This window comes from Clostridium sp. LIBA-8553 (genome assembly GCF_057782465.1).
In genome coordinates, this window is sequence record NZ_CM173489.1 from 2,138,500 (window position 1) to 2,164,141 (window position 25,642).

29 protein-coding genes and 1 pseudogene are annotated in these 25,642 nt (G+C 27.8%); 6 read left to right on the plus strand and 24 right to left on the minus strand.

Features of this window, described 5'->3' with window-relative positions; all coding sequences use genetic code 11:
• Positions 1–137: 137 nt before the first annotated feature.
• A complete protein-coding gene (locus tag AC2JAQ_RS09445; protein WP_488456221.1) occupies positions 138–1,340 on the plus strand; it encodes a 6-phosphofructokinase in 1,203 nt (400 codons plus the stop codon).
• A 60-nt stretch (positions 1,341–1,400) separates the two neighbouring features.
• On the opposite strand, the gene AC2JAQ_RS09450 is transcribed toward AC2JAQ_RS09445, so the two are convergent.
• Entirely contained in the window at positions 1,401–1,766 is a 366-nt protein-coding gene (locus tag AC2JAQ_RS09450; protein WP_488456222.1) for a C-GCAxxG-C-C family protein, read from the minus strand.
• A gap of 136 nt (positions 1,767–1,902) precedes the next feature.
• Complete coding sequence (locus AC2JAQ_RS09455) at positions 1,903–3,189, minus strand: aminotransferase class V-fold PLP-dependent enzyme (RefSeq protein ID WP_488456223.1); 1,287 nt, start codon at positions 3,187–3,189, stop codon at positions 1,903–1,905.
• A gap of 170 nt (positions 3,190–3,359) precedes the next feature.
• Here AC2JAQ_RS09455 and AC2JAQ_RS09460 point away from each other — a divergent pair, with 170 nt between their 5' ends.
• Positions 3,360–5,291 carry an ABC-F family ATP-binding cassette domain-containing protein gene (locus AC2JAQ_RS09460; protein WP_488456224.1) on the plus strand — a complete coding sequence of 644 codons (1,932 nt, stop codon included), beginning with the start codon at positions 3,360–3,362 and terminating at the stop codon, positions 5,289–5,291.
• Positions 5,292–5,585: 294 nt separating this feature from the next.
• Here the strand turns inward: AC2JAQ_RS09460 and AC2JAQ_RS09465 are convergent, their stop codons facing one another.
• From AC2JAQ_RS09465 to AC2JAQ_RS09475, 3 genes are all read right to left on the minus strand, one after another.
• On the minus strand, positions 5,586–6,050 hold the full coding sequence (locus AC2JAQ_RS09465) for a dUTP diphosphatase (protein WP_488456225.1): 465 nt from the start codon (positions 6,048–6,050) through the stop codon (positions 5,586–5,588).
• Positions 6,051–6,191: 141 nt separating this feature from the next.
• Positions 6,192–6,830 carry a hypothetical protein gene (locus AC2JAQ_RS09470; protein ID WP_488456226.1) on the minus strand — a complete coding sequence of 213 codons (639 nt, stop codon included), beginning with the start codon at positions 6,828–6,830 and terminating at the stop codon, positions 6,192–6,194.
• Between the two features lie 93 nt (positions 6,831–6,923).
• Positions 6,924–7,478, minus strand: coding sequence for a DUF1836 domain-containing protein (locus AC2JAQ_RS09475; protein ID WP_488456227.1), 555 nt, complete (start codon positions 7,476–7,478; stop codon positions 6,924–6,926).
• 236 nt (positions 7,479–7,714) lie between these two features.
• Here AC2JAQ_RS09475 and trhA point away from each other — a divergent pair, with 236 nt between their 5' ends.
• Positions 7,715–8,362 (plus strand): PAQR family membrane homeostasis protein TrhA, encoded by a 648-nt coding sequence (gene trhA / locus AC2JAQ_RS09480; RefSeq protein WP_488456228.1) that lies wholly within the window; start codon positions 7,715–7,717, stop codon positions 8,360–8,362.
• 46 nt (positions 8,363–8,408) lie between these two features.
• Here the strand turns inward: trhA and AC2JAQ_RS09485 are convergent, their stop codons facing one another.
• Together AC2JAQ_RS09485 and AC2JAQ_RS09490 are read right to left on the minus strand one after the other, a co-directional pair.
• On the minus strand, positions 8,409–9,293 hold the full coding sequence (locus tag AC2JAQ_RS09485; protein ID WP_488456229.1) for a LysR family transcriptional regulator: 885 nt from the start codon (positions 9,291–9,293) through the stop codon (positions 8,409–8,411).
• Positions 9,294–9,304: 11 nt separating this feature from the next.
• The gene (locus AC2JAQ_RS09490) at positions 9,305–9,595 is read right to left on the minus strand and encodes a hypothetical protein (RefSeq protein WP_488456230.1); all 291 of its coding nucleotides are present in this window, start codon (positions 9,593–9,595) and stop codon (positions 9,305–9,307) included.
• Positions 9,596–9,771: 176 nt separating this feature from the next.
• On the opposite strand from AC2JAQ_RS09490, the gene AC2JAQ_RS09495 reads away from it, so the two are divergent.
• Positions 9,772–10,488 carry a polysaccharide deacetylase family protein gene (locus AC2JAQ_RS09495; protein WP_488456231.1) on the plus strand — a complete coding sequence of 239 codons (717 nt, stop codon included), beginning with the start codon at positions 9,772–9,774 and terminating at the stop codon, positions 10,486–10,488.
• 17 nt (positions 10,489–10,505) lie between these two features.
• Here AC2JAQ_RS09495 and AC2JAQ_RS09500 read toward each other — a convergent pair whose 3' ends face one another.
• Together AC2JAQ_RS09500 and AC2JAQ_RS09505 are read right to left on the minus strand one after the other, a co-directional pair.
• Positions 10,506–11,042 carry an N-acetylmuramoyl-L-alanine amidase CwlD gene (locus tag AC2JAQ_RS09500; RefSeq protein WP_488456232.1) on the minus strand — a complete coding sequence of 179 codons (537 nt, stop codon included), beginning with the start codon at positions 11,040–11,042 and terminating at the stop codon, positions 10,506–10,508.
• Positions 11,043–11,169: 127 nt separating this feature from the next.
• Positions 11,170–11,805, minus strand: coding sequence for a hypothetical protein (locus AC2JAQ_RS09505; protein ID WP_488456233.1), 636 nt, complete (start codon positions 11,803–11,805; stop codon positions 11,170–11,172).
• Positions 11,806–12,023: 218 nt separating this feature from the next.
• Here AC2JAQ_RS09505 and AC2JAQ_RS09510 point away from each other — a divergent pair, with 218 nt between their 5' ends.
• Positions 12,024–13,679, plus strand: coding sequence for a SulP family inorganic anion transporter (locus AC2JAQ_RS09510; RefSeq protein ID WP_488456234.1), 1,656 nt, complete (start codon positions 12,024–12,026; stop codon positions 13,677–13,679).
• A 52-nt stretch (positions 13,680–13,731) separates the two neighbouring features.
• Here AC2JAQ_RS09510 and AC2JAQ_RS09515 read toward each other — a convergent pair whose 3' ends face one another.
• The 11 genes from AC2JAQ_RS09515 to AC2JAQ_RS09565 all read right to left on the minus strand — a co-directional run bounded on the left by AC2JAQ_RS09515 (position 13,732) and on the right by AC2JAQ_RS09565 (position 21,931).
• A complete protein-coding gene (locus AC2JAQ_RS09515) occupies positions 13,732–13,884 on the minus strand; it encodes a hypothetical protein (RefSeq protein WP_423238832.1) in 153 nt (50 codons plus the stop codon).
• 79 nt (positions 13,885–13,963) lie between these two features.
• Positions 13,964–14,929: a carbohydrate kinase family protein gene (locus tag AC2JAQ_RS09520; RefSeq protein WP_488456235.1), complete on the minus strand. Its 966-nt coding sequence runs from the start codon at positions 14,927–14,929 to the stop codon at positions 13,964–13,966.
• A 38-nt stretch (positions 14,930–14,967) separates the two neighbouring features.
• The gene (locus AC2JAQ_RS09525; RefSeq protein ID WP_488456236.1) at positions 14,968–15,162 is read right to left on the minus strand and encodes a DUF4250 domain-containing protein; all 195 of its coding nucleotides are present in this window, start codon (positions 15,160–15,162) and stop codon (positions 14,968–14,970) included.
• Between the two features lie 253 nt (positions 15,163–15,415).
• On the minus strand, positions 15,416–16,744 hold the full coding sequence (locus AC2JAQ_RS09530) for an MATE family efflux transporter (protein WP_488456237.1): 1,329 nt from the start codon (positions 16,742–16,744) through the stop codon (positions 15,416–15,418).
• Between the two features lie 16 nt (positions 16,745–16,760).
• A complete protein-coding gene (locus AC2JAQ_RS09535; protein ID WP_488456238.1) occupies positions 16,761–17,447 on the minus strand; it encodes an ABC transporter ATP-binding protein in 687 nt (228 codons plus the stop codon).
• A 1-nt stretch (position 17,448) separates the two neighbouring features.
• Positions 17,449–18,204 carry an ABC transporter permease gene (locus tag AC2JAQ_RS09540; RefSeq protein ID WP_488456239.1) on the minus strand — a complete coding sequence of 252 codons (756 nt, stop codon included), beginning with the start codon at positions 18,202–18,204 and terminating at the stop codon, positions 17,449–17,451.
• Positions 18,179–19,180 (minus strand): ABC transporter substrate-binding protein, encoded by a 1,002-nt coding sequence (locus tag AC2JAQ_RS09545; protein ID WP_488456240.1) that lies wholly within the window; start codon positions 19,178–19,180, stop codon positions 18,179–18,181. Before AC2JAQ_RS09545 ends, AC2JAQ_RS09540 begins: the two co-directional genes overlap by 26 nt.
• Before the next feature lie 252 nt (positions 19,181–19,432).
• Entirely contained in the window at positions 19,433–19,618 is a 186-nt protein-coding gene (locus AC2JAQ_RS09550) for a hypothetical protein (RefSeq protein WP_488456241.1), read from the minus strand.
• A 182-nt stretch (positions 19,619–19,800) separates the two neighbouring features.
• Positions 19,801–19,989: a hypothetical protein gene (locus tag AC2JAQ_RS09555; protein ID WP_488456242.1), complete on the minus strand. Its 189-nt coding sequence runs from the start codon at positions 19,987–19,989 to the stop codon at positions 19,801–19,803.
• A 204-nt stretch (positions 19,990–20,193) separates the two neighbouring features.
• Entirely contained in the window at positions 20,194–21,051 is an 858-nt protein-coding gene (locus AC2JAQ_RS09560; RefSeq protein ID WP_488456243.1) for a hypothetical protein, read from the minus strand.
• Between the two features lie 103 nt (positions 21,052–21,154).
• Positions 21,155–21,931 (minus strand): sulfite exporter TauE/SafE family protein, encoded by a 777-nt coding sequence (locus AC2JAQ_RS09565; RefSeq protein WP_488456244.1) that lies wholly within the window; start codon positions 21,929–21,931, stop codon positions 21,155–21,157.
• Positions 21,932–22,071: 140 nt separating this feature from the next.
• Between AC2JAQ_RS09565 and AC2JAQ_RS09570 the strand changes: the two genes are divergently transcribed.
• On the plus strand, positions 22,072–22,494 hold the full coding sequence (locus tag AC2JAQ_RS09570; RefSeq protein WP_488456245.1) for a hypothetical protein: 423 nt from the start codon (positions 22,072–22,074) through the stop codon (positions 22,492–22,494).
• A gap of 67 nt (positions 22,495–22,561) precedes the next feature.
• On the opposite strand, the gene AC2JAQ_RS09575 is transcribed toward AC2JAQ_RS09570, so the two are convergent.
• From AC2JAQ_RS09575 to AC2JAQ_RS09590, 4 genes and pseudogenes are all read right to left on the minus strand, one after another.
• Entirely contained in the window at positions 22,562–23,062 is a 501-nt protein-coding gene (locus AC2JAQ_RS09575) for a DedA family protein (RefSeq protein WP_488456246.1), read from the minus strand.
• Between the two features lie 106 nt (positions 23,063–23,168).
• Entirely contained in the window at positions 23,169–23,666 is a 498-nt protein-coding gene (locus AC2JAQ_RS09580; RefSeq protein WP_488456247.1) for a DedA family protein, read from the minus strand.
• A 324-nt stretch (positions 23,667–23,990) separates the two neighbouring features.
• Positions 23,991–24,854 (minus strand): annotated as a pseudogene (locus tag AC2JAQ_RS09585) (tRNA 2-thiocytidine biosynthesis TtcA family protein); the annotation flags it as partial.
• A 188-nt stretch (positions 24,855–25,042) separates the two neighbouring features.
• Positions 25,043–25,546 (minus strand): QueT transporter family protein, encoded by a 504-nt coding sequence (locus tag AC2JAQ_RS09590; protein WP_488456248.1) that lies wholly within the window; start codon positions 25,544–25,546, stop codon positions 25,043–25,045.
• Between the last annotated feature and the right edge of the window lie 96 nt (positions 25,547–25,642).

Here is a 25,642-nt window from a genome sequence, read left to right on the forward strand (position 1 = left end):
TTTTTTGCATTTTTCACTTTATTTTTTAATAAATATAGTGTATATTAATAAACAGAGTATGATATTAAACGAAATAGTATAGCACATTTAACTTTTCTAAGTATTAATGTGTTTAACATAAAGGGGAGATTTTTTAAATGAATTGTATTATAGCTCAATCTGGTGGTCCAACTTCAGTAATAAACTCAAGCGTTTATGGATTAGTTAAAGCTAACAAGGAACTAAAATTATATGATAATGTTTATGGTGGTTTAAACGGAATAGAAGGTATATTAAACAAAACCATAATAAACCTTTCAGAACTTGATGATCTTCAATTAGAAAGATTTAAAAATTCACCTGCATCAGGTTTAGGTTCTTGTAGATACAAATTAAAACCACTACATGAAAGTGAAGAAGAATACTTAAAACTTCTTGAAATCTTAAATTCACTTGATATAAAAGCTTTCTTCTATGTAGGCGGAAATGATTCAATGGATACAACAGCTAAATTGAATGCTTATGCAAAGGCTAAAAATATAGATATAAAGTTCTTTGGAATTCCAAAGACAATAGATAATGATTTAATGCACACAGATCATACACCTGGTTTTGGTAGTGCCGCAAAATTTATATCTACAGCTGTTTTAGAAACTTATTTAGACTCAAAAGTTTATACTAACAATGGAATTTTCATAGTTGAAACTATGGGAAGAGATACAGGTTGGTTAGCAGCCGCTGGTGCTTTAGCAACTATAAACGGAGTTCAATGTGCTGACCTAGTATATTTACCTGAAAGAGCGTTTTCAGTACAAAGCTTTTTAACTGACGTATCTAGAATATTTAAAGAAAAGAAACATGTGTATATAGTAGCTTCTGAAGGATTAAAAAATGAAAATGGAAAGTTTCTTACTGAAACTGCAGCAAATGGAGATTCATTTGGACATGCTCAATTAGGTGGTGTAGGAGCTTACTTAAAGAACTTAATAATTCAAGCTAGTATAACAAACAGAGTTAAATCTTTAGAGCTTAATACTTTACAAAGATGTGCTATGCACTCTTCATCACAAATAGATGTAAATGAAGCTGTAATGGTAGGGCAAGCCGCTTTAGAAGCTTCTACTACTTCTGAAGGTGGATATATGGTAGCAATAAAGAGAGAATCTTCATTCCCATATAAAAGTTCTACATTCTTAATTGAGGCAGATAAAATAGCTAACAATATAAAATATTTCCCAACTGAATGGATAAACTCAGAAGGTAATAATATTACTGAAGAAGGTTTATCATACCTTAAACCTTTAATTAGCGATTTCGAGGATAGAGATTCTCTTCCTCTTTATCATAGTTTTGTTTTATAGATATTATTTTACTCAAATTACCCACATTATAATAAAAGACATGCATAAGATGCATGTCTTTTATTTTTCTTTAAGTACATCCTTTAATGTCTCATATGAAAAATCTATTATTTCTGCACAGCTTACCTTATTCTTTTTTAAATCTAAACAAATTTCTGAATTAAACTCTTCTCTTATTCTATTTATAAGTTCTCTTGAATAAGCTCTTGCTTCATTCTTTTCTTCATTGCTTTCTCTTCCTTTTATAAATCCAATAGCTACTACTGCCCCATTAATAGCTCCACATAAGCTTCCAACAGTTATACCTGTTCCCATACCACTACCTAAAGCTACAGGTATATCCTTATTAAACTCCTCATTATAAGACTTTATTATAGCCTCTGCACATGTATATCCTTCTTTATGATATTCTGATGGTTTTTTCATATCTCTTCTCCTTACTTTTTAATTTAGTTATATTATTATTATACAAGAAAACTATTTTATTTCTGTGATTTTTGCACAAAATATTCTAAATAAATTCTTAAATTAAATACACAAAAGAATTTATTTAGAATAAACTTCAAAGCTTAAAATCTTTTTGCTTAACTATTTCTAAAGTATTTAAAAATTCATCTATCTCGTACTTATTATTATATAGTCCTAAACTCGTTCTAAGCATACCTGGCCTAGGTTTAGCTCTATAGGCAAACTTTAAAAATTCTTCATCTTTAAGCTTTAATAACCTTCTAACATAAGGATGAGCACAAAAAGTACCATTTCTAATATCTATTCCCCTAAAATTTGCTAGTCCTTCTGATACTATATCATGATGAATGTCTTTCACATTAAATACTGCCACTCCAATTCTATCTTCACATTTAGAATCTCCATATGTTATTATATCAGGCATGCGTTCTAATCCATCTAGCAAATACCTTTTTAAAGCAGTCTCTGTTAATTCTATATTTTCAAATCCTATAGAATTTATTACTCTAATAGCAGATAAGAGTGCACAAACCCCTATTATATTAGGTGTACCAGCTTCAAATCGTTCTGGCTCACTATCCAAATAAACTTTATTATCTGAAACTAAGTCCACTGCACCTCCACCTTTTAGCAAAGGTTCTTTATCTTTTATAACTTCCTTTAATGCAATAACAACTCCTGTTCCAAAAGGAGCATACATTTTATGAGCTGAAAAAACAAGAAAATCTATATGATCATTATTTCCTGTGCCCCCCATATTTATTGCTTTATGAGCTACCAACTGTGCAGCATCTACGATTATTTTCACTCCATGTTCATGAGCTATTTTAGCTATTTCATTTATTGGATTTAAATATCCTGTTACATTAGATGCTCCTGTTATTGTTAAATACTTTACCTTTCCTTTGTGCTTTTTAATTAATTCTTCTATCTCATCTTTTTTTAAAAGCCCTAATTCATCAACCTCAACATATACTACATTACTACATTCTCTCCAAGGAAGATCATTTGCATGATGTTCCATTCTAGTACTTATTACATAATCCTTCTTATTTACTAAGGAATGAGCTAAAAGATTTAATCCTTCCGTAGCATTTTTTACATATATAACTGTATAGTCATCAGGGTTTTTAACATGAAAAAACTCTAGAATCTTTTTTCTTGAATTTTCATAGAATTCATTGCAGAATTTAGCTTTATATCCCTTTCCTCTTCCTATTGAACTATAGACATATAGCATATCACTGACACACCGTAAGCATTCTTTTAAAGCAGGAGTAGTAGCCCCATTATCTAAATTAATTGGTACTACTTTTTTCCCATTATAAATAGTTATTTCATCATCAATACCTATAAACAAATCTCTATAATTATTATTCATACCACATCACTCCAATAGTATATATTATTCTCACGTGCTAAATTAGGTTCTTAAAAAACTTAATATATGCCTAATTCCTTGACTATTAATACATTTAATTTGATGAAATATCTCATTATTAGTATAATTGTATTGATTAATACTATAAATTCAATGATGGGAGTTTTAAAATGATTATTTTAAGCTGTAGACACTTAACTAAAAGTTTTGGTATTGATGAGATTTTAAGAGATGTAACATTTAATATAAATGAAGGTGACAAAGTTGGTTTAATAGGTCCAAATGGAGAAGGAAAATCAACATTATTTAAAATTCTTACCAAGCAAATTGATTATGATAACGGTGAATTATTTTTAGATAAAAACAAAACACTAGGATATCTCTCACAGAATTTATCTTTAGATAGTGAAAACACTATTTATGATGAGATGCTTTCTGTATTCTCCTCTTTAACTGAACTTGAGGATAAAATTAAAAATTTAGAAGAAAAACTTAATGAGCCTTATGATGCTTCTAAGGAAGAGTATCATAATAAGCTTATAAAAGACTACACTCTTTCTCAAGAACTTTATGAAAATAGAGGTGGTTATACTTTTAGAGGAGAAATTTCTAGAGTTCTTAAAGGATTAGGATTCTTGGAAGAAGATTTCAACACTCCAATCATAAATCTTAGTGGAGGGCAAAAAACTAGACTTGCTCTTTGTAAATTGCTTTTAAGGAAACCAGATTTACTCCTTTTAGATGAGCCTACTAACCACTTAGATTTAGAAGCTATAGAATGGCTTGAAGAATATCTTAATAATTATAAAGGAACTGTTTTTGTTATTTCCCATGATAGATTTTTCTTAGATTCTGTAACTAATACTACTTTTGAACTTATAGGTGGAAAAATACATTGCTACAACGCAAGTTATACTAAGTTTCTTGAACTTAGAAAGAAAGATATTGAGGCTAGATTAAAAGCTTATAACCTACAACAGGCTGAAATAAAAAGACAAGAAGAAATAATAGAAAAATTTCGTTCCTTTAATAGAGAGAAAAGCATTAGAGCTGCTGAAAGTAGACAAAAATCCCTTGATAAAATGGAGCGTTTAGAAGCTCCCGAAGTTATAAAAGAAGCTTCTAGAATAAGTTTTGAAACTTTAGTTAAAAGCGGAAATGATGTTCTTCATATTGAAAACTTAAAGAAAAGCTATGATAATCTTCTATTCCAAAATGTAAATTTAGATTTAAAACGTGGAGAAAAAGTTGCTTTAATAGGTGAAAATGGTAGAGGTAAAACCACTCTATTTAAAATAATAATGGGCATGATAAAACAAGATTCAGGTTCTGTCTCTCTTGGTAAGAACGTATTTACAGGATATTATGATCAAGAACAATCTAACTTAAATCTTGATAAAACTATAATAGATGAGGTTTGGGATGATTTTCCTAATCTTACTACTACTGAAGTTAGAAATTATCTTGCATCTTTCTTATTTACTGGTGATGATGTGTTTAAAGAGATTTCTCTTTTAAGCGGTGGTGAAAAGTGTAAAATCAACCTTTTAAAACTTATGCTTTCAAAAGCTAATCTTCTCCTTCTAGATGAGCCTACTAACCATTTAGATATTATGTCTAGAGAGGCACTAGAAGATGCTATTTTAAGCTATGATGGAACTTTAATAGTAATTTCTCATGATAGATACTTCTTAAATAAAGTTATCAATAAAATAGTTGAACTTCAAGAAGATGGTCTTAAAACTTACTTAGGAAATTATAACTATTACATGGACAAAAAAGCCAATCCTAATAGATACGAGGATCTAGATGAAGAAATAAACCAAGGAAAAACCAAAACACAAATTAAAGAGGAAAGAAAAAAGAAAAAAACAGCTGAGAAATCAGCTAGGGCTTTAAGAGCTCAGTTAAGAGAAATAGAAAAGATGATTCCTCAAAAGGAAGAAGAACTTGAAAAACTTCAAGGAATGCTTTGTACTGAGGAAGTTTATTCAAATCCTGAAGAAAGTATAAGAGTTAATAAGGAAATAAACTTAGTTCAAGAAGAAATAGATTCTCTTTATGCAACTTGGGAAGAACTTTCTGAATCTCTGGAAGATTAAAATATAGAGCTATATTTTAGGTCAATTGTGATTTTTAGATATTCTTTCAGACCTAACTTAATTTCACAAAGTATTGCTATCATCTACTCCAGAATAATAGCTAAAGCTTTTAAACTCGCTCCGCTCAAACAGAAAAATCTTCTTAACGCTATTATTCTTTTGTATATGATGTAATACTAGATGTTCATTACGATGGGCTTACAGATATATGTAAAAGTCAACACTAGTTTAAAACATAGCCAAATATAGAAAAGGCATAGAGCCCTAATACTCTATGCCTTTTTTATATCTAACTTATTTTACTCCTGTAGTACCAAATCCGCCACGGTCTTCATTGCCAAAAGAAGAAACCTCTTCAAATTCTATCTCTGGCATAACTTCCATTATTCTAAATTGTCCTATTTTATCTCCTTGTCTTACCCAAGTGCCTTTCATTTCTTTTCCATCTACTACTTCAACATGCTTTCCTTGTAAGCAATAAACCGGCATATGCCACTGATCATTGTCTCCTATGTATGTATCATCAACAACACCTACACTATTTGTTTGTATTATTCCCCAACTTTTAAAAGTTGAACTTCTAGGTGCTAAATGTCCTTCCCATCCCTTAGGAAGTTCTAAGGCAAAACCTAAAGGTATCATGGCTCTTTCTCCACTTTCAACAAATACATCCTTATTAGCATATACATCTATCCAGTTACCTTTTACTATTTTTTTTAACTTAGTTGCTCCCTCAAAATATTTAATTCTAATCTTCATATAATTTTCCTTTCTTTTGCTTAACCTATATAATCATTATGACTTAAACTATAGCTATTATATAATTTTATTCTTAAAAATTAAAGCCCACAGATTTCTCTATGGGCCTATAAATAAGGTTTTTGCTAATTATTTACAATCTTAATCGCAGCATCTACAACATCTTGATCTACTACGACGCCTTGATCTACTGCAACGTCTTGATTTACTACAACGTTTTGATCTGCTACGTCTTGATTTACTATTGCACTCATCAAGATCTTTGCACCTACAACGTTTTGGTGGTCTATTACAATCTTCTTCTCTCTTTCTAAACTTATTGATTATTATGACTCTAGCAAATTTGTTTCTTGGAGAGATACATACTTCATAACATGGATAGTATTCTGGATTTTCAAAATAACAACGATCTACAGGTTGTTTAATAGCATATAATCCATCCTCTAAACATTTAAATACAACTTTTCCACAACGATCTGTCTCTTTGCAATCTACAAGTTCAAATCCAGTATTACAATCTACTTTGTATAATTGAATTGCCATTCCGCTTATTGGATCTCCATCTGAGCATCCTAATAAAGATTGAACTTCAATAGTTCCCATCTTAGGCATTGGTTTTGGTTTAGCTCTTTTACAACAATCTCTATCATCTTCATGACATTCCCAATCATTATTCTCATGACATTCATAATCATCATTGTGACAATCTATATCCTCAAATAATTCTTCTAAATCATTCATTCCTCCATATTGATCATTGCAGTACTCTTTGTAGTCCATAATCTACCTCCTAAATTTCATCATATGATTAGTATATATTATGACTACATTTTACAAATTGTTACAAATTATACTTTTGATATTTTTCCTATTTTATTCAAAATCTAATATTTTTTCTGCTAATCTCTTATACATATTGGCCTTATCTACAAGTATTGCAGAAATTAACAATCTTTTTTCACTCTTTTCTAAGGAATCAAAGTTTTCTCCTAAATTATTCAAATCAGTACTAACTTCTTTATTCATTTCATCTAAATTTTTTTCATGGCCTTTTAAATACAATTTATATAATTCTCTTATATCATTAGAGTTAATTTCTTCTTTATTATACTTTTCAACTATATCTCCTAAAGCTAATTTTATATCACTTAAAGCTAGTATTCCTTTCATATTATATATAAAGCACATCAATATAATATGTTCTTTGGTATATTTCTTATTTTTAATCTCCATTAGCAATTTGCCCTTAGCATAATTGTTAATCATTGTTTTAGTTAAAATCTTATCCTCTTCAAACCTTTTATTTTCACCTAATTTATTTTCAAATAACTGTATTACCTGATCCATATATAAATCTAATTCTGGTATGTCATCTAAGTTTATACTTTTATCTAAATTTAAGTTTTCTAGCAAATTATTTAAATTCATAAAATCACTTCCATTCGTTTTAATGCATTACATAGTTTTTAAAACTACATTTCGTTCTATATATATTATATTATTAGTAATTTAAAATAAATTCAAGCTATTTGGCAATATTCTTTATATATTATTGAAATTCTCCTTAATTTAAAGGTTGAATTATTCCTATAATTAGATGATAATTGTAATATGATAATACGTAGTTTTGAAAACTACTTGAATTTATTCCTTGGAGGTATGTTATGAAAAATATTTATTTTAGAGAGCCCATAAATGGTTTTACCCATTTATTTGGTGCCATTCTTTCCTTATTTGCTCTAGTAGCATTGACAATTAAAGCTACTTATGTATATGGAATTGGATTACCACTTTTATCAGTTATACTTTTTGGATTTTCATTAATTTTACTTTATAGCGCTTCTGCTATTTATCATTTAGTTAATGCTAAAAAAGAAACTATTGCATTTTTAAGACGTCTAGACCATTCTATGATTTTTATACTTATATGCGGAAGTTATATGCCTTACTGCTTAATTGGACTTGAAGGCAAAGCACAAATATTTATAACTTCACTAATAGTAATCCTTACAATACTAGGTATTTTATTTAAGATGGTTTGGTTTAATTGTCCTAGAATACTTTCTACTCTTATGTATATAGGAATGGGCTGGATTTCTTTAGGTGCAATTCCATTTTTCAAAAACATACCTACTTTAGCCTTAGTTTGGTTAGCAATAGGAGGAGTAATTTATACAATTGGCGGAGTAATTTATGCTTTAAAACCTAAGTTTCTCGAATTTAAAGCCTTAGGATTTCATGAGATATTTCATATATTCATATTATTGGGAAGTTTATGTCATTTTATATCAATATTCTTTTATCTATTATAAAATAAAAAAGGATATTATACTTAATACTAAGTATAATATCCTTTTTTTATATGTCTGAATTTTTGATTTCCTCTATAAATATTTCTAAATTTTTAGAAATAAACTTATCTTTATGATATATAAGAAATAAATCTCTACTTATTTCCACACCATCTATCTTTATTTGTTTTATTAAACCATCCTTAATTTTATCTCCTATTGCCTTACAAGAAACGCAAGCTATACCCAATCCTGTTTCAACGATTCTTACAATAGCTTCAGTATTTCCAAGTTCCATATACATATTATAATTACAATCATTGTTTATAAGATAGTTTTCAACAACTTCTCTTGTTCCACTACCTGCTTCTCTCATTATAAATTTTTCATATTCTAAATCTTTTAATGTCACTTTATCTTTTGAAAATATAGGATTACTTGGATTGGCGATAAATATCAATTCATCTTGCCCTACACTTAAAACCTCTAATTCATCTGACATTACATGCCCTTCAACTAATGCAATGTCAACTTTATTTTCCATAATAAGTTGCTCTATTAGTTGAGTATTTTCTATTATTAAAGAAATTTCTATATTTTTATGTAATTCATTAAATTCCTTTATTAATTCAGGAAGTATGTAAACTCCAATTGTTGTACTCGCTCCTATAACAATTTTGCCCTTTTGACCCTCTTTGCTACTTCTTATAGTACTGTTAGCCTCTTCATATAAATTTAGAATTCTTCTACTATATTCAAAGTAAACTTCTCCTTCATGAGTAAGATAAAGTTTTTTTCCTATTCTATCAAAAAGCTTAACATCAAGATCACTTTCTAGCTCAGCTATAGCTTGACTTATAGATGGTTGGCTTATATACATAGACTTAGCTACTTTAGTCATATTTAAACATTTAGCTGTTTCAAAAAATATTTTTAACTTTCTAAAATTCATGTAATCAATCCTTACTTATCGTCTTTTACTTCTTCAAAATCAACATCAATAACAGGTCCATCATCTTGCATTTCAGATTCTGATTTATGTTCTTCTTTTGTGAATTTATAACTATAAGTTTCTGTAGTATTTTTTTTATTTTTACGTTTAATAACATACTTTCTTATGAATTTAAAATATACCCATCCTATAAAGATTAGTATTAGCCCTCCAATTATAACATAAGGTAGTATAAAAAATGCAAATTGTAATAAAAGTATTGCAATAATTATCCCTAATCCTATTTTTAAATACTTCTCCATATATTATCACTCTCTTTATATTTTTTATTTTATTAATTATAACATAAAGTGAAAAAAATAAAAAACACTTATTAGTTTCAAAATTACTATATATTTTCTCTTATATTTAATGATTTTCTGACAATACTAATTAAGACATCTTAAATACAAAAATCAGAAATTAAGGAAGTGACAAAATGAAAAAATTTATACTTTTATTAATTACATGTGTTTTCTCTTTTTCTTTAATTAACGTTTCCTCAGGAACTGTTAATGCAACTACACTAGAGGATAACAATAAAAAAATCTTTTTAACTTTTGATGATGGTCCTGGTGGAAAGGTTACTGAGGATATTTTAAACATACTTAAAGAAAAAGATGTCAAAGCTACCTTCTTTTTAATAGGAGAACAAGTTGAACAATATCCTGACTTAGTTAAACGTATGGATGATGAAGGACACTCTATAGGAGTACACACTTTTACTCATGAAAGAAGTAAAATTTATAGAAATAATAATTCTTTTATTCAAGAAAATCTTAAAGCACAAGACGCTATAGAAAAGGTTATTGGAAAAAAAGTATTTTCTCTTAGATTTCCTTTTGGCTCAAATAATAGTGCCTATAAGCTTACTAATTCTTTAGTAGAAACTTTACATAGCCAAGGTTTTAGAATATATGATTGGACTGTAGATAGTACCGATTCTTTAAATCCTAACCTTAGTCCAAATTCAATATTTAAAAAATGTATTACTAACTCTGATTACGTAGTTCTTTTAATGCATTGTGGATCCATAAACAAAAACTCTGTTAAAGCATTACCTGCAGTAATAGATCACTTCAAAGCTTCTGGTTATAGTTTTGAAGTAATAGATGAAACAACTCCAGAAATTTATAGAGTAAAAAATAAAGGCTGAGAATTTCTCAGCCTTTATTATTTCGTTCCTAAAGTCAAAATTGAGTCTACTAAGGTTTGAGCTATAAAAGAACATTTCTCACTCATCTCAATTTCATCATTCACATCTAAACTTAAATTTATTATTATACTTGGCTTATTTACGTATAGTAAATTATATACTTCTGAACTTTTTATTCCTTTATTTTTATACTGAATCATTTCAAATGATGTACATATATTTTCTGCAAACTTTTTTCCTCTAGGATCAAATTCATTTACTAAACAGAGTATCTCATTTTCTTTTGAAAAATCAATATTTAATGTAATGTGTAAAGATGAATTGCTGAGATTAACTTTTTCAACTCTGCTTTTTAGTTCTTCTCCATTAAAAAAAAATTTTTCATTATAAGGAGTACAATCAACAAATTTCAAATTATTATTAACAATAAACTTTTTAAAAAAATAGCTTATTTTCTCTCTAATATTTTCTTTTAATTTATCTGATGTATTTTCTCCTTTAATATGATCTTTACCTAAGTCCATACTTATAATGGCACCTTGAGACAAATACATATTATCCTCCTATGTTAAAAATGGTATATTTTATAATATGTTTGTCTTGGTCAAAATGCCATAATTCTATTTCATTTGATATTATTTTGTTTAATTCTACCTTAGAAATAAAATTTAATATTAAAACTTATTTCCTTAATATTGCCTTATCTCCATTCTCATAAGTTATAAATTCAAATTCAGGGTTAATTTTCTCTACAAAAGTAGTTATCCATGAATTTCTTAAACTATGAAACTCTTCTACATTTCCATCCACTTCATCCCAAAATCTCTTATGTAAATCTCTACTCATACTCCATACAACTTTATCATTAGAGTTTTCTAAAACTTCATTTATTCTATCACAAGGCATTCCATCTAAAATATAATCATTTAAGGCTGTATAAATTTCAATAGCACTCTCTTTATCTAATTGATTTTTACATTCCTCAGCATTTAGTCTACCATGTTTTTTATAAAGTTTAATTAAATCTTCTTTCACAGATTTATCCCTATTAAGCATATTAGTTATATAATATGCGCATCTACCTTCAGCTGCATTTATTCTTGATTCTAACCAGCCATGTATGTTACTTTCATCTATTATTTCATCTAAAGGTTTGTTTGGAGTTTTCTCACCAAAAGTTAAGTTAGCATAAGAAACCCATTGATCTACTGGCATATTTCTTTCTTTTGCTATTTCTAAAACTTCCTCTTCTAAATTTTCAAACCATTTTATTTTATCAAATAACCAAAAATGTATTTTTCCTAAAAATAAGCTCATATTTTCACCTCTAAATATAAATTATATTTTAATTATATTTTATCTTTCCCTATTCTTCTGTAACATAGGTTACCACCCAAAAACATTTTGTAAACTTTTTGTAAATAAAGCATATTTTCTAATTAATAACGTTTCAAATCGTTCCACGAAATTGTAAAGCTCCCATTTAAGTAATATAATAGAAATCGACTGTTTTTATAAGGAGCTGATATATTTCAATGTATAAACCAAAATTACTCTCTTTATTTGGTGATAAAGAGAATGGATTCTCAAAAGAACAATTTTTTAAAGATTTAATTGCAGGTATAATAGTTGCTATTATTGCCTTACCTCTATCAATTGCATTAGGTATCTCTTCAGGTGTATCTCCTGAGAAAGGTCTTATAACTGCAATTATAGCTGGATTCATAATTTCCTTATTAGGAGGAAGTAGAGTTCAAATAGGTGGACCTACTGGTGCCTTCGTTGTTATAGTCTTTGGCATAATTCAAAACCATGGAATTGATGGATTAATAATTGCCACATTTATGGCTGGTATTATTCTTATTTTATTTGGTTTATTGAGATTTGGTAGCTTAATAAAGTATATACCTTATCCAATAACAGTAGGATTTACATCTGGTATAGCCGTAACACTTTTTTCAACTCAGATTAAAGATTTTTTAGGTCTTACAATTGCTAAAACACCTTCTGAGTTCATACCTAAGTGGGAAGCATATATATCTCATATGAATACTACAAATTTTTATACTTTAGCTATTGGATTATTAGCTTTAGCTATTCTTATTTTTTGGCCAAAAATTAATAAAAAGATTCCAGGTTCTTTAGTAGCCTTAATAGTAACTACTTTTGTTGTATTTATTTTCAATTTACCTGTTGCAACAATAGGAAGCCAATTTGGGAAAATAAGTTCTACTATTCCAATGCCTCATATTCCAAATTTAAATCTTGAAACATTAAAAGCATTAATAGGGCCTGCCTTTACAATAGCGCTTTTAGGTGGTATCGAATCCTTATTATCTGCTGTAGTTTCAGATGGTATGATTGGAGACAAGCATAATTCTAATGCTGAACTTATAGCTCAAGGAGTCGCTAATATAGGATCTTCTTTATTTGGTGGAATACCTGCAACTGGAGCAATTGCTAGAACTGCAGCCAATGTAAAAAATGGAGGAAGAACTCCTATATCTGGTATGGTTCATTCAATAACATTATTACTTATAATGCTTATATTTATGCCTCTTGCTAAATTCATTCCATTAACTACTTTAGCAGCAATATTAATGATAGTTTCATATAATATGAGTGAATGGAGAAGTTTTAAAGCTATACTTAAGGCACCTAAAAGCGATATAGCCATATTATTAACAACATTCTTCTTAACAGTATTATTTGATTTAGTAATTGCTATAGGAATTGGAATGTTAGTATCTATGTGCTTATTTATGAGAAGAGTTGCTACTTCTATAGAAGTAAATGAATTAAATGAAGGTGACTGTTCTGATAAATCTACTATAGATACTGATATGGAAAACCTTAAAGTTGGAGAAAATGTTCTTGTATATGACATAAGAGGTCATTTATTCTTTGGTGCTGTTGATACTTTTATGAATACAATGAAAGAAATAAATGATGATGCTAAAGTTCTTGTTTTAAGAATGAGACATACAAAGACTTTAGATGTAACTGGTTATAAGCAAATAAAAAATATAGCCTTAAGTTGTAAATCTCGTAATATTACATTAATATTATCTGAAGTACAAGAACAACCAAAAAAGGTTATGAGACTAATGGGATTAATTAACAATTTAGGTGAAGATCATTTTGCAAGTACCTTTGATGAAGCTTTAGAAAAAGCTAATTCTTTAGTTTAAGAATACATAAAAAAGACACTAGCATAAACACTAGTGTCTTTTATTTTATAAACTAAACTTCAGAATCTTTATTTTCTAATTCTAACTCTAAATTTTCCATTTCTTTTTTATTTTTTTGATTTTTATCATATACTAATGATGCTATAAAAGCACTTCCTGCTAGAGCTAGTAGAGCAAGTTTTCCTTTTTTTATTTTTTTACTCATAATCTCACCTCACCACATTTATATATTTATGTATGTTTATAATTAAGACTATTGTCAAGTTTAAAATTTATTATTCACTCTACTTATTTAAATCGTATTTTTCTTCTTTCCATTCTGTCTTTTCTAACTTAGTTAAAACATTATCTAAAGACATGTCTGGATGAATAGTTTCCTCATGAGATATTGTTATATTAGACATTGTTATAGCAAATTTAACTGTATCTTCTATAGATAAATCATTCATATATCCATAACCTAATCCAGCTACAAATGAATCTCCAGCCCCTGTAACATTTTTAACTTCAACTTCTGTTGCTTTTATCTTACCACAACATACACCATCATTATAAAATATACCATCAGCATCTAAGCTTATAAATACTTTTTTAATTCCTAAACCTAAGAAATAATTACTTGCCTTTATTAAATCCTCTGTATCTGTTATAGGGAAGCCTGCTAATATTTCAGCTTCATGTCTATTTGGCTTTATTGTATGGAAATCCTTTATAAGGTGTTTTATCCAGCTTGCCTTTTCAGCTGATACTGGATCTAATATAAAATTAGTTTTATCCTTAAAGTTCTTTAATAAGTATTCCATTATCTCTGGATTATCAGAATCTAAAACTGTATATTCTGCATTTTCAAATATTTCTCTTTTAGAATCTATAAAATCAGTATTCATAGCTCCTATACTTTTCATATCTGCAATAGCAGAAACCATTTCACCATTTTCATCTAAAATAGCTAAATAAGTTGGGGTACTTCCACCCTCAATTACCATAGAATCATCCATGTAGTATCCTATTTTTTTTGAATGCTCCAATATGCTCTTTCCATGTTCATCATTACCTAATATTGACATAAAGTTAGTATTTACTCCTACTCTTGCCATATTTTCAGCAATATTTCTGCAAACCCCTCCAAAAGATATCTTTACATGACCTGGTGTTGAGTTATATGCTCTATAACTTGCCTTACTAAATCCAAATACATCTACTACAGAAGCTCCAAACACCAATAAGTATGGTTCTTTTCTTAAGTTCATTTAATTAATCCTCCCTATTTAAAAAAACATAAATTATATTATTCAGCAACAAACTGATTACTTTCACTATTATATATGTATCCACATTCCTTTAGCCTTTGTCCAATAACTTCCTTGTCAACTGCTAAGTCATCGCACATACTATCTAAATTACTGTAATAATCTCTTAATTTTAAATTTATAATACTAAGTAACATATACGGATCCATCTCTTTATAGTTTCCAATGTCCATTATAAAAATCTCTCCTTTAAAAAATGCTTTAATATTATTATATACAACTTATTTGAGTTCTACAATTTTTTATTTAATTTATTGTCACATTTTAATAAATTAGCATACTATATTATTAGGTTAATTATAAGTCAATACCTCACTTATAAGAACTTAACCTCCTGTTTACAAAATCACTATAACTCTTACTATACTGTATTTATTTCTTTGCATTTACAGTAAAAACCGTTGATAATCAACGGTTTTTATTGTTTTAAACATTTTTTCTTTTATTCTTAATCTGGAATAGTAAAAATATTATAAGTGTTGTTAATTCTGCACTTGGTATTGTTAACCAGACACCGTAAACTCCTAGTATTCTAGGTAATATAATAATAAAGATTATAATAAATATTAATCCTCTTAAACTAGATAACAAAGAGGATTCCTTTGCTTTTTCAACGGCTTGTAAATAGGCTACGTTTACTATATTACTACCATTAAATAAGAATGCTATAAAGTATAAGTAAATCCCTTGTCTAGTTATGCTTAGTAATTTACCTGTATCACTTGTAAATATACCTATCATTTGATCTGGTAATAGTAATCCCATTCCCAAGAATATCACTCCTAAGATTAATACTATTCTTCTTGTTAATCTTAAAAACTCTTTAACACGTTCCTCTTTTTGAGCACCAAAGTTTACACTTATTAAAGGCTGAACTCCTTGAGAAACTCCATTAAATATAGCAGTAAATATTAAAACAAGGTTTGTGATTATTCCATAGGCTGATACACCTAAATCTCCTTCAAATTTATATATTGCAATATTAAAAATAAATATAACAAATCCAGCTGATATTTCATTTAAGAAACTAGGTGCTCCATTTTTGAGCACTTTTCCCATATGCTCTAAGTTAATTCCTCCAATTTCTAAATGCATGGTATTTTTCTTTTTTATAAAGTGTATTGATAACACAATTAAAGCAACTACCTGACCTATTGAAGTAGCTAAAGCTGCCCCAAACATTCCCCAATTGAAAATATAAATAAAGACATAATCTAAAATTATATTTGTTATATTAGATGCTATTACAGCATACATAGCTAGTTTTGGCTCTCTATCATTTCTTACAAAAACAATAAAAGCTGATGCAAAAATGTAAGCTGAGTTAAAAGTTAAAATAACTTTTAAATAATCCTTAGTTAGAGAAAAAGTAGCCTCTGATGCTCCTAACATATAGACTATATTATCTAAAAAGAAAAATTCTAATAAATTTATTATTATGCAAAATATAATAGCTGCAAATACAGCTGAAGTAAATATTCTATTAACCTTATGAAATTTCTTTTGTCCCATAGCTATTGATAATGCTGTTGCTCCCCCAACTCCAATAGCTAATCCTATGGCATTATATAAATTATATGTAGGTAAAGCTATATTTAATGCTGCTAAACCTAGCTCCCCAAGTTTATGACCTATAAACATAGTATCAAATAATATGCATACAGAAAGACCTAACATTCCAGCTACTGAAGGTATCATATACCTTCTTAACAGTGTACTTTCTTTATCATTTAGTAAATCTAATTTTTTGCTCAATGTGCCCCCTCCTCTATTATTTTTCTTTTAAAATACATAGAATTTTTTCTTCTATAATACCGTTTTCTACTTTTCTTACATTTTTAAAATGTGCCATTAAATTCACTGGGTTATTGCCTAGAACAAATATATTATCTGCAAAATCTAAAGCTTCCTTTATATCATGAGTAACCATTATAACCGTATTATTTTTTTCTAAATGAATCCTTTTGAAAATTTTTATAATATTTTTCTTGCTATTTTCATCTAGAGATTTAAAAGGTTCATCCATTAAAAGAAGATTCTCTTCACAAAGAAAAGCTCTCGCTATATTTGCCCTTTGTCTCATCCCTCCACTTAATTCCTTTGGAAAACTATCTATGTAATCCTCTAGTTCTATTTCCTTTAGCATTCTTTTTATTTTTTCTTTTCTCTGATCTTTTTTATAAAGTTTTAAAAGAGGTAGTTCCATATTTTTATATATACTATTCCACTCAATAAGCCTATCTTCTTGAAACACATAGGCGATTTTTGATGGAACTCCTATTATTTTACCTGATTGTAATTCTTCAAGGCCAGTTATAATATTTAGCAGAGTGCTTTTACCGCAACCAGACTTTCCTAAAATACAATTAACCTTTCCCTCTTCAAAAATCACTGAAAACTTATTATATAATTTTTTATTATTGAAACTTTTCTCTATGTTTATTAATTTAATATCCATTTTACCTCATCCACCTAAAAACCCTAATATTAATAGTTTTTTGTATTAAAGAAAAAATTATTCCTATAATTATCACCAGTATTATCCATGCAAAAACCATGTTAGTATTCAAATAATTCTTTTCAACAAAAAGGGCAGTTCCTATACCATATTTAGGTTGTCCAATAACTTCTCCTCCAATAACTAATTTCATAGTCAAAGAAAATGTAGATACCATAATTCTGCATATAGCAAAACTTATACTTGGTAAATAAATGTTAGTTACTAAATTAATTTTACCAACTCCATAAACATTTGCCATTTCCAATATCTTTTTATCTATATTTAATATAGAACCTATTATTGCATCATAAAATATTGGAAAACTCATTACAAAGCCAACTAGTATAGGTGCACTTCCCTGACTTAACCAAATTAATGCTAATATTATAAATCCTATAGTTGGTAAGGATCTCATTATATTAATTATAGGAATCATAAAATTATATATATATTTATTAAATGCACTGAGAACTCCTAAACATATTGCTATAACCAAAGCTAATATAAAACTTATAAATGTTCTTCCTAGGGTGCTTATAATTATTTTAAAAAAATCATTTGATTTTATTACTTCAATTACTCCCTTAAATGTTAAATAGGGAGAAGGTAATATTACCTCACTCCCTATAATCATACTAGCTGATTGCCATATAATAAAAAGTATAATTGAAGATAAAAATATTAATTTCTTATTTTTGTAAGAAAATTTCTTCATTTACCTTTTTACCTCCTATAGCTTTAGGCTCTAAGCTGTAAATCTTGTCATAATATCCAATATAAATACTTTCATTATCAACAGAACTTACATAATTTAAATTAGCTCTTTCTAATGATTTAGCTATTATTTCTTTCTTACCTGTTATTCCTACTTCTTCTGCAAAAGAACCAGCTTCTTCTTTATTTTCGTTTGCCCATTTAGTACTCTCATCTATTTCTTTAAGTATCTTTTGAACATCATCAAAATGATTATTTACTAAATCTTCTTTAACTATAACACTAGATTGAGGATATCCCATTTGAGAATCACTAATCTCTTTCCACTGATCATTTAAAGATGCAACTATTTTAGTATCTGGTTTTTTTGTCATTATTTGAGTTAACATCGGCTCTGGAACAACTGCATATTTAGCTTTTCCTTCTATAAATAAAGGTGCTAATTCTGAAGCTGCATTTACATAACTTAACGTTAAATCTTTTTCAGGATTTATTCCATTATTTTGAAGAATTATTTTAAATATTAAATCAGGAGTTAATCCTTGACCAACATTATAAACATCTTTTCCTTTAAGATCCTCTAAGTTTTTAACTGAATCATCACTACTGATTACATATAATGAACCAAATCCTACAGTCCCTGCAAGTTTATAGCCTATTCCTTTGTTATATGCAATAGCTGCTACATTTGAAGGAACTATACAAATGTCTCCTTCCTCTTTTAAAACCTTAGATACTAAAGCATCTGATCCTTTTACAATTGAATAATTTATGTTTAAGTTCTTACTCATTTCTGGTTTTTCTTTTATCATTTTAACTATACTTATAGCTGGTAATCCATCTGGTACAACTATTTCTACAGATGTTTTTTCTGCAGGTGCTTTAGCTTCTTCTTTTGAAGTGTTACATCCTGCAAATAAAAACACTGAAAATGTGACCATTAGAATTAATGATAAAATTTTACTTATCTTTTTCACCCCTATGCCTCCATGTAATAAAATTTTCTATGTTTTATTTTGCCACTTATTCATTATTTTTTCAATATTTATTTATTTTTTTCTTTACCTTGAATTTCTGGCACTGGTTCCTCGTTATTTTTTTTAGGTGTTTCAAACCTTTTTGAATTCCAAGAAGATTGTTGATTTCGTTTTGCCATAAATTTCACCTCCTCATATTAAACTAATTTTATTTTATGAGTAAAGGCTCATTTTATTCATAACAAAGCAACTCTATTTTTTCTCTTGAATTCTCTTTATTAATTCAGTCTCTATAAGTTCTGATTTAGAAAATCCCTTTCTAAAATATCTTATTTGTTTATATTTTATTCCATTCATCTCAAAATCTAAAACATCTACTCTATCTCCACTATAAACAAAAGGATCTCTTCTCCCCTTAACATAAACTGAAAGCTCCATTTTTCATTACTCCTCTCCTTAACTTTATAATGCTTTTAATTATAGCATATTTTTCATTTTTATGAATATTTTCTTTATAATAATTAGGATTTCAAGATACTATTTATTATGAATTTTCTATTTTAATTAACTTTTATAAAAGCATATTTAATTATGATAATTCAATTAAATCAATATTTTTATTATTTTAAATCTATTCCAGTAGCCTTAAATATTATTTCCTTTTCAATTCCTAATTCGAATAATCTATTGGCTATTTTATGTCTTTCATCTTCTCTTATAAAAAGCTCTCTCTTATTTTCTTTATTTTTATCCTCAACATTCAATATATGTTGCCAGGTTTTAAACATACCATTATCAAATTTACTCATATTGACTACCTCCATATAATAGAATTATTTACTATTATCTTAATATACATTCTAAGAATTTGTTTGATAATTTTTATATTTTAAAGAAATACTTTATAAATATAAAAAACTTTGGGTAAAAATAATTTTTATTACTAAAACAAAAACTCTTTTTATCCAAAGTCTCTTTTATCTTTTAATTAACAATAAAATATTCTGTAATATTTAGCCCTCAGCATTTTGAAGTTCATAAATTTCTTCTAAAGTAACACCTAATTTTTCTGATATTAACTCAGGTGATAATATTCCAGCAAGATTTTTTGCTATTCTTAATTGTTCTTCTTTTCTCGCATTTTTAACGGCTAAATCTCTCTCTTCATTATATAATCTTTCAATTTTAGTCATTTCTAACAACTCCTTAAGTTCTCTAGCTTTATCTTCACTAATAAATTTATCTGTAGATTCAATTAATCCATTTAATATAATAGCTTCATCTCTTTCAGATTTTATTGATTTTGCTAGCTGCACACAATCCCTTAAAATATTACTGTCATCATGCTCACTTTTCATAAGTGGTATCATTGTAAACTTTATTTTATCAGCTTGAGTTAAATTTCCTTCTAGCACTTTTTCCTTTAATTCAACTAAAGCTTTCTCTGCAACTAACTCAGACATAAATACGCTTTCTGAACAAATAAGTATATCACCAAAACTTAAAGTATTTCTAGCTTCTTTAACACTTGAATTGTATATTATAGCCATTCTGACCTTTGGAAATTTTCCTCTATGTTTATAATATCTCTTTATTACCTTAACAGCTACCTCTAAATATATAAACATATTTTCATCTATATTCTTTTCATCTTCATATCCAAACAGTAAAATTGAACCATCTTCTAAAATAAATATTTCATTAGGTCCCCCCTCTAAAACATCATTTTCAAAAAAGTTTCTAGGTAGCCTGTCCATTATTTGGGGCATATCATTAACTCCCAATGCTTCTAATGGTCTTCCTTTATAAAGTTGTCCCATAAGCTTATATAAAATATCTTTAGCTCCATAACTTATGCTAGTTCTTCCCATACTTTTATCACCTTCACTTTGTTGAGAATATATTCTTTTTCACCTATTATATCACATTTTATTAACATATATATTCCATCTGAGTATCAAACCATAAAGTTTTTTAAATTGTAATTATAAAATTATATATATTTAATCCTATAATCATAATTACCACTGTATTAAAAACTTTCAGAATAACTTCATTATTAAATATTTTATTAAATTTAGCACCTATAAACCCACCTAAAATACCACCTAAAACCATATAACCTAGCATAGATAAATCATATACTGAAAATCCTGTTCCACAAGCAATAGTTAAAAGTTTAGAACCTTGAGAAAATAAAATTATTATAATTGAATCTCTAGCTGCATTCTTAGCTTCCATTGAAAAAAATATCGTTAGAAAAGCAACATTTATAGGCCCTCCTCCAATACCTAAAAAAGCTGCTATCAGTCCCAAAAATATCCCAATTAAAATACTTAAGATAAAACTATTAATCTTATAACTCTTAAATTTTTCCTTATGATTCATATAAACATAAACAAAGATAAGAAGCAAAGCTAAAATTCCACTTTGTACTAAAGAAACAATTCTACCTTCAATCACCTTTAATATTAATGTTAACACCTGTTGGCCTAATAATCCTCCCAATACTGAGCCTATTGCTAAAGCTCCAGTATTTTTTATATCTATTTTACTCTTATAAAATATTTGTCTTATTATGGAAACTATAGCCATAGAAAAAACTGTAAAGGAAGATAATACACTAATAGTTGCTATGTTGTAATCTCCTAAAAAATCTAAAACAGGTTTTATTATTACTCCTCCACCTAATCCAGCCATAGAACCAGCAATAGTTGATAATAAAGCCACAAAAAAATAAATTAAAACCATATACTCCTCCTATTTCCCAAGCCCTCTATACCAATATATTACAACAAATTATTTTTAACAACATAAAAATTCAATTGTTTACATAAGATTTTTTATGTAGTATGGTATAGTTATAAATATAAACTAGGGAGCTTAGTATTATGGAAACATTAAATGACTTACTAAATTTAGATTTAAATAAATCTAATATTTTTGATATAACTGAAGAACACTTAATATTATTAAAGACAGAAGATTTTTACACTCAAAATAACTTCTATTTTTATCTTTACAATAAACTTCTTTCTACTGATTCTTCAAAAAAGGAGGAGTTAGCTTATTGTAATTATCTTATTTCTTATTATTTATTCATAGTAATGACCCCATTATACTACGAAGAATTAGCTTTTTATCATGGCAAAAAAGCATTTGAATTAGAAAATTCAATTAGATATATGGAATGGCTATTATTATTTGGAACTTTAGAAAAGCCTCTATTAACTTATGAAATATGCTCTAATCTTGCAAAACAAGTTTTAAAAGAAAATCCCAATTCCACTTTAGCTAATTTTTTTCTTATGTAAAACAAAAGTACAGAATGTCCACTTTAAAAGTGCATTCTGTACTTTTTAACCTTTATTTTCTATTCTTTTATTTAAATAATATATCTCCAAAGAAATATCCTGCAAAAATAAATCCTAAATTCCAAAGAAATATACCTGGAGCAGAGTATATTAAAAATTTTCCAAAACTCATTCTTACAGAACCAGCTATTATGGATACTATAGTTCTAAGTACTGGAATTAATCTACATAGAAAAATTCCAAAACTTCCTCTTTCTTTTAAAATTAATCTAGTTTTATCTATAGTGGGCTGTGTTTTGGGATACTTTTTAGCTATTTTATCTAGCAAAAGTGCTCCCCCATAATATCCTAAAGCATATAATACTATACTTCCAAGTACTCCAGCAACTACTGAAATAAAAACTATTAAAGATAAGCTTTCATTATTCCTAGTTGCTATAATCCCAGCCGCCGGCATTATTATCCCTGCCGGTAATCCTGGTAAATTTAAATATTCTAAAAATACTATTACAAATAACAAGGTTAAACCATATGTTGCAAAATAATTCAAAACAACATCAAGACTCATAAATCTTTCTTATTCTCCTTTCACAAACTCCCTTAATATAATATTTTCCCCTTAAAAATAGATTAAATTCAATATATTTTAATACTTGTATTAATAATGTTTTAATCTAAATAACTATCTTTCCTCCAAATAAATATCCAACTACTATTCCGCTAAAATTCCAACAGAATATACCTGGAATAGAAAAAATCATAAATTTCAAGAAATTAACTTTTACTGTTCCACATATTAATGATACATAGGTCCTAACAATTGGTATTAATCTACATATGAAGATCCCAACAAAACTGTGTTCTTCCATAACATGCTGTGTTTTTTCAATTCCACTTTCTATTTTAGGATGTTTTATTTTAAGTTTTTCTAATAATGTTGTGCCTAAAAAATATCCTACTAAATACAATATTATACTTCCAACAACACCTGCAATTAATGATATAAGCATTACTTCAATTAATCCCTTATGAGCTTGTCCTGCAACTATTCCAGCTGCTGGCATTACTATACCTGTTGGTATTCCTGGTATGCAATATTCTCCTACAACTACTAAAAATAATACTATTAAACCATATGTATGTATATAATATAAAACATCTTGCATAGTCATAAAATATTCACCATTCTTTCCTTAATTAATATTAACAGGTTAATATAGAATATTATAACATATATTATTATTATAAAAATTTTAATTAGTTCTTAAAAGCATTATAAAAATAAAAGCGTATTAAGGATTAATCCTTAATACGCTTTTTCTCTAATTTTCTATTTGCATGCTTTTTATTTCTTTTAAAGAAAGTCCTGTTTTTTCTGCAATAACTTCATCATCTAATAGTCCAATAAGATTTCTAGCTATATTTTGTCTTTCATATGCTACAGCTTCATTTACTAAGCCCTTTTGTTTTAATTCCGCTGTTGAATTTAATAATGAATCTTCATCATAAAAGTCTAGATAAGAATAATGTTCTCCATCAATATCCCATCCTAAAATAGAATCAACACTTACATTTTGTGCAGCTCTGAATATTGATTTATCTACACCATCAAACTTTTCCTTAAACTCTTCTATCATATCCTTAATTTCAAAACGCTTATTACCAATCTTCTTAGCAGCAACCATACATGCACAGTTTAATGGCCATATTCCAGCTCTTTGAATCCATCTTTTTATATATTTTTCTTCTATATAATATAATGGTCTTATAAGCTCTATTCCATCAAAATTTGCAGCTTTAAGTTTTGGAAGCATTGTCTTAAAGTTGCCTGCATATAAAACATTAAGCATTGTTGTTTCTATAACATCATTAAAGTGATGTCCTAAGGCTAACTTATTACATCCAAGCTCCTTTGCCTTACCATATAATGATCCCCTTCTCATTCTTGCACACATATAACATGGATAATCCTTAGCTATTTTGTCTACAACTTGGAATATTCCTGAATCATAAATATGTACTGGTATATCTAAATATTTGCAATTATCCTCAAGTAACTCTCTAATTTGAGGATGATATCCTGGGTCCATTGCTAAAAAAACAAGTTCAAAATTTATTTGCCCATGCTTCTTAAGCTCTTGAAATAGTTTTGCCATTATTAAAGAATCCTTTCCTCCAGAAATGGCAATTGCTATTTTATCTCCTTCTTCTACTAATTTATAATCCTTTATAGCTTTTATAAATTTTGACCAAACTTGTTTTCTATATGTTTTAACTAAACTTCTCTCTATCTCAGCTAAAGGTCTTCTCTCATTAAATGGTACTAAAATCTCGCATCCTTCTCCTGCTACACCACTCATTTAAATCACCTCACAATATAAAACTCTTTTGTTATTATAACAATTTTATTTCTTTTTGTCTTTATAAAATAATAGTTAATTAAAAATGAACCAACTATAAAAAATTAAAAGCTATATAAAAACTTCTTAAAATAGTAAGTATCAAAACTTAAAATGATACAACCAATTTGTTTTTATATAGCTAAAAACTATCTTGTTATCATATTCAATTTGCCAAAGTATTTTTTGTTTATAAAGTTAAATAAAGGAACTCCTATAATTGTTATTATAACAAATTCTCCCAAAGCAACTTGCCCCATTGATAAAACTAATGGTAATCCATAAACATAATTAAGCATCCATCCAATTATAAGCCCATTAAATATCGTTGGCCAAATTGATGCTATCCATATAGATTTTTTACCCTTTATATACTTTCCAGTCAAATATATAGCCCATACACTTATAAATGTTGCAAAGGTTCCTAAAACCACATCAACGGTACCGTTAGGACCTAATATATTAGCTATAAAACATCCTAAAGTTAATCCAATTATATAATCTGACTTATAAAAAGCTAAAAGTACCATCACCTCAGATACTCTAAATTGAACTCCTAAATAACCTATTGGAGCTAATGCTATTGTTAGAGTTGCATATAATGCGGCAATAAGTGCTGATGTAACTATTCTCTTTATATCATTATCTTTCATAATTCCTCCTAAGAACATATTTTGAAGTCCAATGTAACTAAGATGCCTTAAGGAGAATCAATAATTTGCACATAAAAAATTACTTCTTTAATAAAA